Origin of the sequence: Pseudarthrobacter cellobiosi (assembly GCF_023913755.1) — a bacterium.
In the GTDB taxonomy this organism is placed as follows: domain Bacteria; phylum Actinomycetota; class Actinomycetes; order Actinomycetales; family Micrococcaceae; genus Arthrobacter; species Arthrobacter cellobiosi.
Genome location: NZ_JAMXBJ010000050.1, coordinates 398191 through 412081, shown reverse-complemented (window position 1 = coordinate 412081; position 13891 = coordinate 398191). Strand labels below are relative to the sequence as shown.

12 protein-coding genes are annotated in these 13891 nt (G+C 64.9%); 4 read left to right on the top strand and 8 right to left on the bottom strand.

Going from position 1 to position 13891, the window contains the following annotated elements:
• Positions 1-29: 29 nt before the first annotated feature.
• The 3 genes from rsgA to NG696_RS19300 are packed head-to-tail and all read right to left on the bottom strand — an operon-like array spanning position 30 to position 3072.
• Positions 30-1145: a ribosome small subunit-dependent GTPase A gene (gene rsgA / locus NG696_RS19310; protein WP_252576400.1), complete on the bottom strand. Its 1116-nt coding sequence runs from the start codon at positions 1143-1145 to the stop codon at positions 30-32.
• Positions 1129-2529: a 3-phosphoshikimate 1-carboxyvinyltransferase gene (gene aroA / locus NG696_RS19305; protein ID WP_252564992.1), complete on the bottom strand. Its 1401-nt coding sequence runs from the start codon at positions 2527-2529 to the stop codon at positions 1129-1131. Before aroA ends, rsgA begins: the two co-directional genes overlap by 17 nt.
• 6 nt (positions 2530-2535) lie before the next feature.
• Positions 2536-3072: a DoxX family protein gene (locus NG696_RS19300; RefSeq protein WP_252564995.1), complete on the bottom strand. Its 537-nt coding sequence runs from the start codon at positions 3070-3072 to the stop codon at positions 2536-2538.
• 316 nt (positions 3073-3388) lie between these two features.
• Between NG696_RS19300 and NG696_RS19295 the strand changes: the two genes are divergently transcribed.
• Both NG696_RS19295 and rsrA read left to right on the top strand, forming a co-directional pair.
• A complete protein-coding gene (locus tag NG696_RS19295) occupies positions 3389-4201 on the top strand; it encodes a sigma-70 family RNA polymerase sigma factor (protein WP_252576398.1) in 813 nt (270 codons plus the stop codon).
• On the top strand, positions 4198-4458 hold the full coding sequence (gene rsrA, locus NG696_RS19290; RefSeq protein ID WP_185260958.1) for a mycothiol system anti-sigma-R factor: 261 nt from the start codon (positions 4198-4200) through the stop codon (positions 4456-4458). The genes NG696_RS19295 and rsrA overlap by 4 nt, the downstream gene beginning before the upstream one ends.
• Positions 4459-4623: 165 nt before the next feature.
• Here the strand turns inward: rsrA and NG696_RS21150 are convergent, their stop codons facing one another.
• The 5 genes from NG696_RS21150 to NG696_RS19270 form a co-directional block, all read right to left on the bottom strand.
• Positions 4624-4698, bottom strand: coding sequence for a 50S ribosomal protein bL37 (locus NG696_RS21150; RefSeq protein WP_104061284.1), 75 nt, complete (start codon positions 4696-4698; stop codon positions 4624-4626).
• 130 nt (positions 4699-4828) lie between these two features.
• The gene (locus tag NG696_RS19285) at positions 4829-5440 is read right to left on the bottom strand and encodes a PadR family transcriptional regulator (RefSeq protein ID WP_252564998.1); all 612 of its coding nucleotides are present in this window, start codon (positions 5438-5440) and stop codon (positions 4829-4831) included.
• Positions 5440-6282 (bottom strand): DUF4097 family beta strand repeat-containing protein, encoded by an 843-nt coding sequence (locus NG696_RS19280; protein ID WP_252565000.1) that lies wholly within the window; start codon positions 6280-6282, stop codon positions 5440-5442. The genes NG696_RS19285 and NG696_RS19280 overlap by 1 nt, the downstream gene beginning before the upstream one ends.
• Positions 6283-6382: 100 nt before the next feature.
• On the bottom strand, positions 6383-6982 hold the full coding sequence (locus NG696_RS19275; RefSeq protein ID WP_099093407.1) for a GDSL-type esterase/lipase family protein: 600 nt from the start codon (positions 6980-6982) through the stop codon (positions 6383-6385).
• 121 nt (positions 6983-7103) lie between these two features.
• A complete protein-coding gene (locus NG696_RS19270; protein ID WP_252576397.1) occupies positions 7104-10904 on the bottom strand; it encodes a multifunctional oxoglutarate decarboxylase/oxoglutarate dehydrogenase thiamine pyrophosphate-binding subunit/dihydrolipoyllysine-residue succinyltransferase subunit in 3801 nt (1266 codons plus the stop codon).
• A gap of 500 nt (positions 10905-11404) precedes the next feature.
• On the opposite strand from NG696_RS19270, the gene NG696_RS19265 reads away from it, so the two are divergent.
• Positions 11405-12739 (top strand): hemolysin family protein, encoded by a 1335-nt coding sequence (locus NG696_RS19265; protein WP_252565002.1) that lies wholly within the window; start codon positions 11405-11407, stop codon positions 12737-12739.
• A complete protein-coding gene (locus tag NG696_RS19260) occupies positions 12736-13806 on the top strand; it encodes a hemolysin family protein (protein ID WP_252576395.1) in 1071 nt (356 codons plus the stop codon). The genes NG696_RS19265 and NG696_RS19260 overlap by 4 nt, the downstream gene beginning before the upstream one ends.
• Positions 13807-13891: the final 85 nt, after the last annotated feature.

The window sequence follows — 13891 nt, the reverse complement described above, 5'->3', positions numbered from 1 at the left end:
CCGCAGGGTTGGGGACATCGGCGTTCCGTCTAGCCGATGCTGCCCAGTTCCTTGGTTTCCTGGCCCACCAGGCGGGGATCAGTGCCCAGCAGCCGCCGCAGTGACGCGAGCCTGGCCGGGCCTGTGGGGCCCGCCTGGCCGGCGGACACCCAGGCATCCACCCCGCAGTTGACGGCCGCGGTGTTGTGCTTGCAGCCACGCTCGCAGGCATCCGTACCCGGCTCCAGGTCCGGGAAGGACCGCAGGATCCGGTCCGGGTCCACATGGGCAAGGCCGAACGAACGGATGCCAGGGGTGTCGATGATCCAGCTTCCGGCCGGAGCTCCGGTCAACTTCAGGGCAAGGGCCGACGACGACGTGTGGCGGCCACGGCCGGTCACCGCGTTCACACCACCGGTGGCCCGTTCGGCCCCGGTGAGCGCATTGACCATGGTGGACTTGCCCACGCCGGAATGACCCAGCATCACCGAGACCTTGCCCTCGAGGTACGCGCGGAGCTGCGAAACTGCATCACTGTCCAGGCGGGCAGAGAGGCCGTCGTCGGAGCGGGCATCAATACCTGAGGCCTCGGAGTCCGACGTGCGGCTGATGATCACAGGGAAGTCCAGGTGCTCATAGTTGGACAACAGTTCCGCGGGATCCTTGACATCCGCCTTAGTGACGAGCAGCAGCGGCTCGATGCCGGCGTCGTAAGCGGCCACCAGGGCGCGGTCAATGAAGCCGGTGCGCGGCTCCGGGTTTGCGGCGGCCACCACCACCACGAGCTGATCGGCGTTGGCCACCACCGCACGCTCGATCGGATCAGTGTCATCGGCGCTGCGGCGCAGCAGGGTCCTGCGGTCCTGGATCCGGACCAGGCGGGCAAGCGTGTCGGGTTCCCCGGAGACATCTCCAACGAGGGAGACGAAGTCGCCGGCAACCACGGGGGAGCGGCGGAGTTCGCGGGCCCTGGCTGCGATGATGATCCGCTCGTCGCCCGAGTCCTCGCCGACGACGGCGGTGTAGCGGCCGCGGTCCACGGTGATGATGCGGCCCGTGACGGCGTCGTCGTGGCTGGGGCGGTCCTTCGTGCGCGGCCGGGAGCCCTTTTTGCTGGGCCGGATCCGGACGTCGGACTCGTCCCAGGAATCAGTGCTGCGTGCCACCAGTGGGACCTTCCGAGGTGTCGTCGGCAGCCGCGCCCTGGGCCAGCATGTCCGCCCACATCTGCGGGAATTCCGGCATGGTCTTAGCAGTGGTGGCGATGTCCTGGACCTCGATGCCCGGCACTGCGAGGCCCAGGATGGCGCCGGCGGTGGCCATCCGGTGGTCCGCGTAGCTGTGGACGACGCCGGCGTGCAGCTTCGCCGGGCGGATCACCAGGCCGTCGCTGGTTTCCTCCGCATCGCCGCCGAGGCGGTTGATTTCGGTGACCAGCGCGGCCAGCCGGTCCGTCTCGTGGCCGCGCAGGTGCGCGATGCCGGTCAGCCGTGAAGGTCCGCTGGCCAGGGCGCAGAGGGCCGCCACGGTAGGGGCGAGTTCGCTGGTTTCGTCAAAATCCGCACCCTTGATCTCTGGCCCGCCCGTGACGGTCAGGACGCCGTCAGCCAGGCTGACGTCCGCGCCCATGTCCGCCAGGATGCTGCGCCAGAGGTCTCCCACCTGGGTGGTGCCGGCGGGCCAGTCCGGGATCCGGACGGTGCCGCCGGAGGCCAGCGCGGCGGCCAGGAACGGGCCGGCGTTGGAGAGGTCCTGCTCGATGCGCTGGTCAAAGGCGCGGATGGGGCCCGGTGCCACTACCCAGTGGTTCGGCACCGAATCGTCCACTGAGACACCCACGCCGCGGAGCACGGCAACGGTCATGTTGATATGGTCCAGGCTCGGCACGGGCTTGCCCACGTGCTCCAGATGGAGTCCGTCGGTAAACCTGGCGCCGACCAGCAGAAGGGCGGAGACGAACTGGGATGACGCACTGGCATCGATCACCAGGTGGCCGCCCCGGACTTCCCCGGTGCCTGCAACGGTGAAGGGCAGCGACGAGGGGGTCCCGCCGTCGTCCGCCGTGAGGGCCACCCCGAGGGCTTTCAGGGCCTCGATGATGGTGCCCATGGGGCGCTTCCGGGCGTGGGGGTCGCCGTCGAACACGCTCACGCCGTTGCGCAGCGCCGCAAGCGGCGGAACAAAACGCATCACTGTTCCGGCGAGGCCGCAATCAATGTGCGTCCGTGGCGACGGCGCCTCCTGGCTCAGGGGCGTGACCTCAAGGTCCGGCCCGTAGGCGCCGTCGCCGGGCACCTCCGTGATGGTGGCTCCCAGCTGGCGGAGGGCATCGATCATCAATGCAGAGTCCCGGGAATGCAGGGGAGCACGGAGCCGGGACGGCCCGTCAGCCAGCGCGGCAAGGACCAGGAACCTGTTGGTCAGGGATTTTGAGCCAGGCACCGTGACAGTGGCGTTGATGGGCCTGCTGGCGAAGGGGGCCGGCCAGTGCGGAACGGTGTCGGTGGAGTTGTGTGCGTCGGTGGCTGCGGGCGGGGTGGAACCGGTCATCCGTCCTTACGCCCCCGTTGCGTGTTCCACGGCGCGGCGCACGGCCTTGTCCGCCTTGTGTAGCTTCTGGCCGGTGGTCTTGCGGGCGCCGGCGGCAGTCTTCCGGGCATCCGCGGCGAGGTGCTCGGCACGCCAGGCCAGGCCAGGCTTGCCGGCGGTGTCCACCGAGGCCAGCAGGGCGCCACCGCTGAGGGAAATGTTCTTGAGCAGCTGGTTCCGGCGGGCCTCGCGGCCTTCCTTGGTGCTGATGTCCGCGCTGCGCCATTCCACAAAGGTGTTCAGTAGCGAGATGACGGTCAGCAGTGTTGCCGAGAGGCGGCTGAACTTGCCCAGGCCGAACAGCACGCCGGCACCCACCTGCGTTCCGCCGATCACGCGTGCCAGCATCTTTTCGTCGGCCTGGAACGGAAGCGACGCGGCTGCCTTCTGCAGGAGCGGCGAGAGCTGGGTGGCGGTGTCATCCGCGTTCTTCAGCTTGTCCAGTCCGGCGACTACGAAACTGGAAGCCAGCATGGGGCGGGCGAGAGTACGGACAAAGGACATGGGTTTCCTCCTGGCTGGACGAACCGCACCGGATGCGGCGGAGTCCGTTCTAGTCTTGCACTTTTGGGGAATATTTGCCTGCCGCCAGCGGTTATGGTTTGCGGGTCCGCCGAACACCGGACGAATTGACTCATCATGGATTGCCCGGCAGGTATTTGCCTGGAACACCATGGCCTGACACAGAGTGGAGTTGCCCTTGAGGTTACTGAAGGACGGGACGGAGCCCGCCGGACCCTTAGCACTGCAGACTCTGGAATCCGATCTTCCGGAGTACGGATCGCGGCGCGCCAAGGCCGTCACAGTAGACTTGAACGCAATGAGCACCCTGGATCCGGCCCTCGAGGCCATGTATGAGGCCTCCGAACGCGAAGCCAAAACAAGCAGCGAAGCCAATGCCAGCAGCGACGCCAATGCCAGCAGCGACGCACCGGCAGGGAGTGACGCGCAGCCTGCAGCGGATGTCCCTGTGCCCGCTGGGCCTGCGCCCGCCGAGCAACCCGTGGATGTGGCCACCGAATCAGCGGAAGAACGCCGGGTCCGTTTTGAGCGTGATGCCATGCAGTACGTGGATCAGCTCTACTCGGCCGCCATGCGGATGGCCAGGAACCCCGCCGATGCGGAAGACCTGGTCCAGGAGGCCTACACCAAGGCGTTCTCAGCGTTCCACCAATACAAGCCCGGCACCAACCTCAAGGCCTGGCTGTACCGGATCCTGACGAACACGTACATCAATCTCTACCGCAAGCGGCAGCGCGAACCGCTGCAGTCGAACTCGGACACCATCGAGGACTGGCAGCTGGCCAGGGCGGAGTCGCACACGTCCCGCGGCCTGCGCTCGGCCGAGGCTGAGGCGCTGGACCACCTGCCGGACTCGGACGTCAAGCGGGCGCTCCAGGCCATTCCCGAGGAGTTCCGGCTGGCAGTGTACTTCGCCGATGTCGAAGGCTTCGCGTACAAGGAAATCTCGGACATCATGAACACGCCGATCGGGACAGTGATGTCCCGGTTGCACCGCGGCCGGAAAATGTTGCGGGACATGCTGGCGGACTATGCCGCCGAACGAGGATTCAAAGGCGCCGTCGAATCACAGGACACGGCCGCGACCACAAAACAGGAGAACAGGAAATGAGCGACTGCCAGGGATTGGGCGACTGCGATGACGCCCGGATGCAACGCATCTACGAATACCTCGACGGGGCGTTGACCCGCGAGGACATCACGGAAATCAAGACCCATCTTGATGAGTGCCCTGAATGCACCGAGCAGTACGACCTCGAGTGCGTGATCCGCACCATGGTGAAGCGCTCGTGCACCGAGGCCGCTCCGGAAAACCTGAAGAACGCCATTTTGGACCGGATCCACTCCATCCGCCCGGTAGACGCCTAACCCAAGCGGTAGCCGTCTGAAGGGACACCTGACTGCGTGGACGCCTGGCTGCGTCGATGCCCGTCAGTAGTACCGCAGGCGCCAAAAAGCAGCTCAAAGACGAAGGACCCCGGAAGCCGTGTGGCTTCCGGGGTCCTTCGCTTAAACCGATTTCCAAGCTTTAGCTTAGGCGTTGGGGCGCTTCCCGTGGTTCGCGCCGCCACGCTTACGGTCACGACGTTTACGTGCACGCTTGCTCATAGCTGGCCTCCTTAAATGTTGGTACTCAAAAGAGCTGCCCTCAAGTCTCCCACACCATGGGACACGCCGCGAAACCGAAACGGGCTGTGACCGGGGGGGCAACACCGACCCGGGGGCGCAGTCCGGCGGCTCAGCCGGGCAGTGAGTTGCGGATGGAGATGCGCGCCTGGTCCAGCACGGTCCTGACAGTTTCCAGCGTGACGGCGCCGAGCGGTTGCCGGGTGGCCTGAAGCCGCAGTTCCACGCGCAGGTCGTCTCGGAACGCCTGCAGCAGCATCTCCGCTTCCTTCAGCTCCCGGAACCCTTCCGAAGACTGGCGGCCGGCTTTCCTGAAATCGGCGGCCCGCGCCGTGGAACGGGCCGCCTCTGCCGTGGCCGCCAGGTCTGCCCGCAACCCGCGCATGTTGACGCGGATATCCGCCCGCAGGTTGTCCGCCAGGCGGCGGACGGAAGCGGAAATGTCGTTCTCGACTCCGGCGAGTTCCTCCCGGCGCTTGTTGAGTTCTGCAAGCCCCGCCGCGGTGATGCGGTAGTTGGTGCGGCGGCCTTCTGATTCAGTGGCGACGAGCCCTTCTTCCTCCAGCTTCCCAAGCCGGGGATAGATGGTTCCCGCGCTGGGGGAGTAGGTGCCGCCGAACCGTTCGCTGAGGGCTTTGATCAGTTCATAGCCGTGTTTGGGCCCTGACTCCAGCAGGGCGAGCAGGTACAGCCGGAGCGCACCATGGGCGAACACCGGAGGCATCAGTGCCCCGCTTCCGGGCTTCTTGCGTCGTCGTTGCGGGCCGGCTGGCCATGGAAGATGGACGTTTTGCCGGACACCGAGTTGGTCCGGACCAGCATCAGCTTCCCGTCCGGTCCGGCAATGGTTTCCACCTTGCCGCCGGGCTGCGAGTACTGCTGGTCATCAATCACCACAACGCCGCTGGCAGACTTCGCCACGATGTCCACCCCGACGTCATGGGGCAGCCTGATGGTGAGGTCGCCGGAGACTGAATTGGCGCCGAAGTCGTGGGTAAAGCCGAGTAGGTCAAAACTCATGTCGCCGCTGACCGTGTGAGCCCGGATGTTGCTGAACCGGCCGGATGCGGTGACCTCGCCGGAGACACTCTTGGCGGTCAGGACGCCGTCGTGGTTTCGCGCGATGACCTCGCCGCTGACGGTGTTGACGTGAAGTTCCCCGGACGTGCCGTCTGCCATCACAGAACCTGAGACGGTATTGAGCCGGGTGTGCCCGCTGATTCCGGACACAAGGCCATCGCCGCTGACCGTACCGGCCTCCACCTCGACGCCGGCCGGCAGGGCAATACTGATAACCGCTGAGTTGTTGCTGTTGTGGTTGACCGTGCCCATCAGGTTTTTGAACCAGCCCTGCGGGCCGTGCAGCTGATGGCGGACCTCGAGCCTGCCGTCCGTCAGTGTCACCGACACGGGATCGCCCTGGACGTCGTTGATCTCCACGCGGGCAACGGCGTCGGCATGGGTGACGACGTCGAACCTGCCGCGGACCATGCCCAGCTTCAGCGACCTGACGTTGTCAACATCGATGGTTTGCGGACCTGTGACGGTCCAGCTGTCCTCTGTCATGAATCCTCCAAAATCGCGATATATCGTGACTGATACTTCAAGATACAACGGACCGCTGGAGCCGTCAAGATATATCGCGACTGGAAGGGTTGGGGATGTTTTACTCGGGGGCGTCCATGCCCAGCCATTGGAACCAGCCACGGTGGAGGACCAGCCAGGCCATCAGGCCATAGCCTGCTTGCCCGGGAGTGCCGGTGTTGGCCGCAAGGTCCTGGCGCCACTGTTCGTGGTTCAGCAGCGGAGAGAACGTGTCCACGTAGAGGTGCTTGCGCCTGGTGGTGACGTCAGCGAAGGCCGTGTTCAGATCGGCGAGCCGGCGGTTCTGGACCGGGTCCAGCGTGGGCGGCGGGCCCACCACAAACACCTCGATCCGGTTCTGCGTGGCGGTATCCAGGATGTTGGCCAGGTTCAGGCGGCTCCGGGCGGTGGAAAGGCCGAACTCGATGTCCCGGCCCGAGAGGCCGATCACCAGGCGGTTCTCGTGCTGGTCGCCGAACCGCCGCCCGGCCTCCTCCTGCCAGCGGGCAGCCAGCCCTTCCGTTCCTTCCTGGGGACAGGGGAGGGCATACGCTTCCATGACCATGCCGTCCTGCGGAGTGCGGGCCAACACGCGGCCCAGCCAGCCGAGGGCCCTGGGATCGCCCAGCCCGGCTAGCAGTTCATCTCCAACAGCTGCGATCCGCAGCTTCCTGTCTTCCACAAGTCCCTCTTTACGTCCGTGCCGATTGAGGCCAATCGGCGTGGCTATGATCCATCTTCATTAAACAGAACTGCCCGGCCGGAGTCTGGTATTTCGACGTCCGGCCGGGCAGCCACTGGTTCTACTTCCGTGCAAATGCCTGCTTCAGGAGTGAATCCTGCTCAGCTGCGTGCCGTTTCATGGAGCCGGCCGCCGTGGAGGCAGATGCGGGACGCGACACCAGACGGACGCGCCGATCCAGCGCATCCGGGAGGTTCAGGCCCATAAACGGCCACGGTCCCTGGTTGGCGGGCTCGTCCTGTGCCCAGACAACCTCGGCGTTCGGGTACTTGGCCAGCTCCGCTGCGATTTCTTCGTGCGGCAGCGGGTAGAGCTGCTCCACGCGGACAATCGCGGTGGTCTTGTCGTCGGTCTTCTGCCGGGTGGACAGGAGATCGTAGTACAGGCGGCCCGAGACCAGCAGCACGCGCTCGACGGCGTCTGCCGCCAGCTGCTCGTGGTCGCCGATGACGGGGCGGAAGGCGCCGGTGGTGAAGTCCTCGACGGACGACGCGGCTGCCTTGAGGCGCAGGAGCTGCTTCGGCGTGAAGATGATCAGCGGCTTGCGCGGCCTGCTGTAGGCCTGGCGGCGCAGCAGGTGGAAGTGTGATGCCGCCGTGGTGGGGTTGGCCACGATCATGTTCTCTTCGGCGCACATCAGCAGGAAGCGTTCGATGCGTGCCGAGGAGTGGTCCGGACCCTGGCCCTCGTAGCCGTGCGGCAGCATCAGGACCAGGGAGGAGCGCTGGCCCCACTTCTGTTCGGCCGAGGAGATGAACTCATCGATGATGGTCTGCGCGCCGTTGACGAAGTCGCCGAACTGCGCTTCCCACAGCACCAGGGCATCCGGGCGTTCCACCGAGTAGCCGTATTCGAAGCCCATGGCCGCGTATTCGGACAGCAGGGAGTCGTAGATCCACAGCTTGGCCTGGTCATCCGAGAGGTGGCCCAGGGGCAGCCACTCGTTGCCGTTGGCGCGGTCGTGGAACACTGCGTGGCGCTGCACAAACGTGCCGCGGCGCGAGTCCTGGCCGGCAAGCCGGACGGGAACGCCTTCCATGATCAGCGAGCCGAAGGCCGCGATCTCGCCAAAGCCCCAGTCGATGCCGCCTTCGCGGGACATCTGTTCGCGCTTTTCGAGGAGCTGCTTGAGCTTGGCGTGGACGGTGAAGCCCTCGGGGATCTGGACGTGGGCCTTGCCGATGTGCGCCAGGGTTTCCGGCGAAATTGCAGTGGAGGCCGGGGCGTTGGTGCCGGAGTCAGCCTGCTGGGCGATGGGACGCTCAATGTCGGCGACGGCGGCGGAGTCCGCGGTGATGATCGGAATGGGCGAGGTCTGGGCCGCGTGCGTTTCGGCGAAGACCCGTTCCAGCCGTTCCTGGTAGTCGCGGAGCAGCTGCTCGGCTTCTTCCTCGGTGATGTCGCCACGGCCGATGAGCGCCTCGGTGTACAGCTTGCGGACGGAGCGCTTGGCTTCGATCAGGTTGTACATCATGGGCTGGGTCATCGAGGGGTCGTCACCCTCGTTGTGGCCACGGCGGCGGTAGCACACCATGTCGATCACAACGTCCTTGTGGAACCGCTGGCGGAACTTGTAGGCGAGCTGGGCGATGCGCACCACTGCCTCGGGATCGTCACCGTTCACGTGGAACACCGGCGCCTGGATCATCTTGGCGACGTCCGTGGAGTAGGTGGACGAGCGCGACGACGACGGTGCTGTGGTGAAGCCGACCTGGTTGTTGACCACCACGTGGATGGTGCCGCCGGTCCGGTATCCGCGGAGCTGGGACAGGTTCAGCGTCTCAGCAACCACGCCCTGGCCTGCGAACGCAGCATCTCCGTGGACCATGAGGGGCAGGACCGGGAAGGCCTCGCCCTGGTCCAGGCGGTCCTGCTTGGCGCGGACGATGCCTTCGAGCACCGAGTCGACAGCCTCGAGGTGGGACGGGTTGGCAGCGAGGTAGACCTTGGTCTCGTTGCCGTTTTCCGAGGTGAACGTGCCTTCGGTACCGAGGTGGTACTTCACGTCGCCGGAGCCCTGCACGGAGCGGGGATCCTGGGTGCCTTCGAATTCGCGGAACACTTGGGCGTAGGTCTTGCCGGCGATGTTGGTGAGGACGTTCAGGCGGCCGCGGTGGGCCATGCCGATTGCAACTTCGTCCAGACCGTCGTCAGCGGCATCGGAAATGATGGCGTCCAGCAGCGGAATCAGGGATTCGCCGCCTTCCAGGGAGAAGCGCTTCTGGCCGACGAACTTGGTCTGCAGGAAGGTTTCAAACGCTTCGGCCGCGTTGAGCCGGGACACGATGCGCAGCTGCTCTTCGCGGCTCGGCTTCGAGTATGCGTGCTCCAGCTGGTCCTGGAACCACTTGCGTTCTTCCGGCTCCTGGATGTGCATGTACTCGATGCCCGTGGTGCGGCAGTAGGCGTCGCGGAGTACGCCGAGGATGTCGCGGAACTTGAGCATGGGTGCGCCGCCGAAACCGCCGGTGGGCCACTGACGGTCCAGGTCCCACAGCGTCAGCCCGTAGGTGAGGACGTCAAGGTCCGGGTGCTTGCGCTGGACATACTCCAGGGGATCGGTGTCCGCCATCAGGTGGCCGCGCACACGGTAGGAGTGGATCAGTTGCTGGATCCGGGCAACCTTGTTGATCTCGTCAGCGGGGTCCACCTGCAGGTCGGGGCTCCAGCGGATGGGCTCGTACGGGATGCGCAGTGACTCGAAGATGTCGTCGTAGAAGTTCTGGGCACCGAGCAGCAGCTGGTGCACAAGCTTCAGGAACTCGCCGCTGCCGGCTCCCTGGATGACGCGGTGGTCATAGGTGGACGTCAGCGTAAGGACCTTGCTGATGGCATTCTGCGCGATGATCTTTTCGCTGGCGCCCTGGAACTCGGCCGGGTAGTCCAGCGCGCCGACGCCGATGATGGCGGCCTGTCCCTTGGACAGACGCGGCACGGAGTGAACGGTGCCGATGCCGCCGGGGTTGGTCAGGGACACCGTGGTGCCGGAGTGGTCATCAGCGGTCAGCTTGCCGCTGCGGGCACGCTTGATCAGGTCTTCATAGGTGTGCCAGAACTCGGAGAAGTTGAGGGTCTCCGCTTTCTTGATGTTGGGCACTATGAGCAGGCGGGTGCCGTCCGGCTTGGGCATGTCAATGGCGATGCCGAAGTTGACGTGGGCCGGCTGGACAGCACTGGGCTTGCCGTCGATTTCGTCGTAGTAGACGTTCATCGACGGGAACTGGGCGAGTGCGCGGATCACGGCGTAGCCGATGAGGTGTGTGAAGGAAACCTTGCCGCCGCGTGCTCTGGCCAGGTTGGAGTTGATGACCACGCGGTTGTCGATCAGCAGCTTTGCCGGAATAGCCCGGACGCTGGTGGCCGTGGGGACCTCAAGGCTGGTGACCATGTTGGTGGCGATGGCCTTGGCCGGGCCGCGAAGAACGGAGACCACGTCCTCTTCCGGAGCCGTGGGTGCCTTGACGTTTTTGGGAAGCTGGGCGGGGATCGGCTGGGCCGTACTTCCGGGCTCGGTCTTCTTCGCGCCATCGCGGGCGACCGTAGCGGGAGCTTTCTTTGCCGCCGCGGGCTGTGCGGCCGGCGCTGCGGGCTGTGCGGCCGGCGACGTTGCCGGTGCAGCAGTTGCAGAAGCCGGAGGCGCCGGTGGTACAGCCGGCATTTCGCGGGTTGCTGGGTGGGCCACGGCTACTGCCGTGCTTCCGTTGGAAGAAGAACCGCTGCCTGAATCGAAGGACTCGAACAGGGGCCACCATTTGGTATCCACCGTGTTCTTGTCTTTCTGATACTGCTCGTACAGTTCGTCAACGAGCCACTCGTTTCCGCCAAATTCCTCTGGTAGACGGTGGCTAGGCTGCTCTGGCACTTGAAATACGCCTCTTCCATGAGTTTGATTTCTCTCTGGCCGCCACGGTGCCGCAGCACAACATTCGAACCAGTCTCTGCGTCCTGAACCCGGACCGTTGCCAGTCTAATGAGCATTCTGCGTTAACTGCCAATAACGGTGACCCAAATCATGGCAATGACGCGGAGATCACGGATTGTGGCGTCCGGAAGCTGTCCCTGCGCGGGTGTGCCAGGACCTCCGGGCAGCCATCCGGAAGGCGCAATCTGCTCCTGTAGACTGAAATTCTTATGGACAGTAAATCTAGGTGCCGGCCTGGGGGCTGTCAGCGGAGCATGAAGTACAGCACCGCGCAGTCCACCCGCAGAGCCGGCAAACCCCGAACACGTGCCCATCACTCTCCGTCAGTGCACCCCGGCGGAGCCCCTATGGAAACAGCATCGGCTTCCGCCGATCATCCTCCGCCGGGCAGTTTCCCCCGGATCCACATCGCTTCCCCCGATTTTCGGGCGGGATGCTGAATGGAGTGGTTGCTCCTCGCGGCAGGCCTCCTGCTGATCGCCGGCACCGGCTTTTTCGTCGCCGTCGAATTTTCCCTTATTGCCCTTGATCAGGCCACGGTCCAACGTGCCATCGATAACGGTGACACCGGTGCCGTCCCGCTGCTCAAGTGCCTGAAATCCCTCTCAACCCAGCTTTCCAGCTGTCAGCTCGGCATCACCCTCACCACCCTTCTGACCGGTTACGTGATGGAACCGTCGGTAGGGCGCCTCCTTGAGGGCCCGTTGGCCGCCGTCGGAATTCCCGAAGTGGCGGCGGCATCCGTTTCCCTGGTCATCGCCATGGTGCTGGCCACGCTGTTGTCCATGCTGCTTGGCGAACTCGTGCCCAAGAACATGGCAATTGCGCTGTCCTTCCAGGTGGGCAAGGCGCTGGCGCGGCCGCAGCTGGTCTTTACGGCCATCTTCAAGCCCGCCATCGTGGTGCTCAACGGCTTTTCCAACAAGGTACTGAATGTCTTTGGCCTGGAGGCCAAGGAAGAGATTTCCGGTGCCCGGACGCCGGCCGAGCTCGCCTCCCTGGTGCGGCGCTCCGCCGCCATGGGAACCCTCGACGCCGGGACGGCCAACTTTGTGGCCCGCACCCTGAACTTCTCGGCCCGGACGGCCGCCGATGTTATGACGCCCCGGATCCGGATGGAAACCATCGACGCCGACCAGCCTGTCTCGGACATCCTGGACGCCGCCCGGCGCACCGGGTACTCCCGCTTCCCCGTCATCGGGGAGTCCTCGGACGACATCAAGGGCCTGGTCCACGTCAAGAAGGCCGTTGCCGTGCCGTGGGACCGGCGGGCCAACCTGGAGGCCGGAGCCATCATGACCGATGTCCTCCGCGTGCCGGAGACCATCCACCTCGATGCCCTCCTGGCCGAGCTGCGCGAGGGAAACCTCCAGCTCGCGATTGTCCTGGATGAATACGGCGGAACCGCAGGCATCGCCACCCTTGAGGACCTGGTGGAGGAAATCGTCGGTGAAGTGTCCGACGAGCACGACAAGGTACGCCCGGGACTGCTCCAGAGCGCCTCCGGGGATTGGTACTTCCCCGGGCTGCTGCGCCCCGACGAGCTTTCCGAACAGATCCCGGGGCTGACCGTTCCGGACGAAGCCGCCTACGAAACCGTGGGCGGGTACGTTATGAGTGAACTGGGCCGGATCGCCGCAGTGGGGGACACCGTCGACGTAGGCGGAGGCACGCTGAGCGTGACAAGGATGGACGGCCGAAGGATCGAGCGGATCTCCTTCCATCCGGCGGCGCCTGAAGCGGAGCCTGTTCCGGAAGACGGGAGTGAACGATGAGTGACTGGGCCGGAATTGCCTGGCTGGTTGTCCTCCTGCTGGGTAACGCGTTTTTTGTCGGCGCCGAGTTCGCCGTGATGTCGGCCAGGCGCAGCCAGATTGAACCCCTTGCCGAGGCCGGTTCCAAGCGGGCACAGACCACGTTGCGCGCCATGGAAAACGTCTCATTGATGCTGGCCTGTGCGCAGTTGGGCATCACCGTGTGCTCGCTGCTGATCCTGCAGGTGGCCGAACCGGCCATCCACCACCTGATGGCGGCTCCCCTGGAAGCTGTCGGGCTGCCGGTGGAAGTTGCCGACGTCGCAGCGTTCGCCATTGCCCTGATGGTGGTGACCTTCCTCCACGTGACGTTCGGCGAGATGGTGCCGAAGAACATCTCGGTATCGGTGGCGGACAAGGCTGCCTTGCTGCTGGCGCCGCCGCTGATGTTTGTTGCAAAGCTGGTCAACCCGGCCATCGTCGCGCTGAACTGGTCCGCCAACCACATCCTCAAGCTCCTGCGGATTGAGCCCAAGGATGAGGTGAATTCGTCCTTCACGCTCGAAGAAGTCCAGTCGATCGTGCAGGAATCCACCCGTCACGGGCTGGTGGATGATGACGCGGGCCTGATCACCGGCGCCCTGGAATTCTCCGAATACACGGCTTCGAACATCATGGTTCCACTGGACGATCTGGTCATGCTGAAGGCGGCCACCACGCCGGTGGAGTTTGAAAAAGCCGTCAGCAGGACCGGGTTCTCACGGTTCCCCATGCTGGACGATGACGGCATGCTGTCCGGCTACCTCCACGTGAAGGATGTGCTGTCCATTCCCGAGTCGGACTACCAGCACCCCATCGCCGAGAGCAGGATCCGCTCGCTGGCCAACCTCGCGCTGGACGACGAAGTTGAAACGGCCATGTCCGTCATGCAGCGCACGGGCTCACACCTGGCCCGCGTGATCGGCGCGGACGGGCAGACCCGCGGCGTCCTCTTCCTGGAAGACGTGATCGAGCAGCTGGTGGGAGAGATCCGGGACGCCACACAGGCCACCGGCATCAGGAGGCTGGGCGAACCGAACGGTGACTGAGCGCGCCCGGGTACGGAAGGGACCGGCCCGGCTATCCTAAATAGGAATCATTCACATTTGGATGTAAGCTTTTTGGAGACGCAAA

Coding starts and splice junctions, on each gene's coding strand:
- rsrA (WP_185260958.1), top strand. CDS start 4,198: ATGAGCGACTGCCAGGGATTGGGCGACTGCGATGACGCCCGGATGCAA.
- NG696_RS19285 (WP_252564998.1), bottom strand. CDS start 5,440: ATGCCTCCGGTGTTCGCCCATGGTGCGCTCCGGCTGTACCTGCTCGCC.
- NG696_RS19280 (WP_252565000.1), bottom strand. CDS start 6,282: ATGACAGAGGACAGCTGGACCGTCACAGGTCCGCAAACCATCGATGTT.
- NG696_RS19260 (WP_252576395.1), top strand. CDS start 12,736: ATGAGTGACTGGGCCGGAATTGCCTGGCTGGTTGTCCTCCTGCTGGGT.
- NG696_RS19295 (WP_252576398.1), top strand. CDS start 3,389: ATGAGCACCCTGGATCCGGCCCTCGAGGCCATGTATGAGGCCTCCGAA.
- NG696_RS19300 (WP_252564995.1), bottom strand. CDS start 3,072: ATGTCCTTTGTCCGTACTCTCGCCCGCCCCATGCTGGCTTCCAGTTTC.
- aroA (WP_252564992.1), bottom strand. CDS start 2,529: ATGACCGGTTCCACCCCGCCCGCAGCCACCGACGCACACAACTCCACC.
- NG696_RS19265 (WP_252565002.1), top strand. CDS start 11,405: ATGGAGTGGTTGCTCCTCGCGGCAGGCCTCCTGCTGATCGCCGGCACC.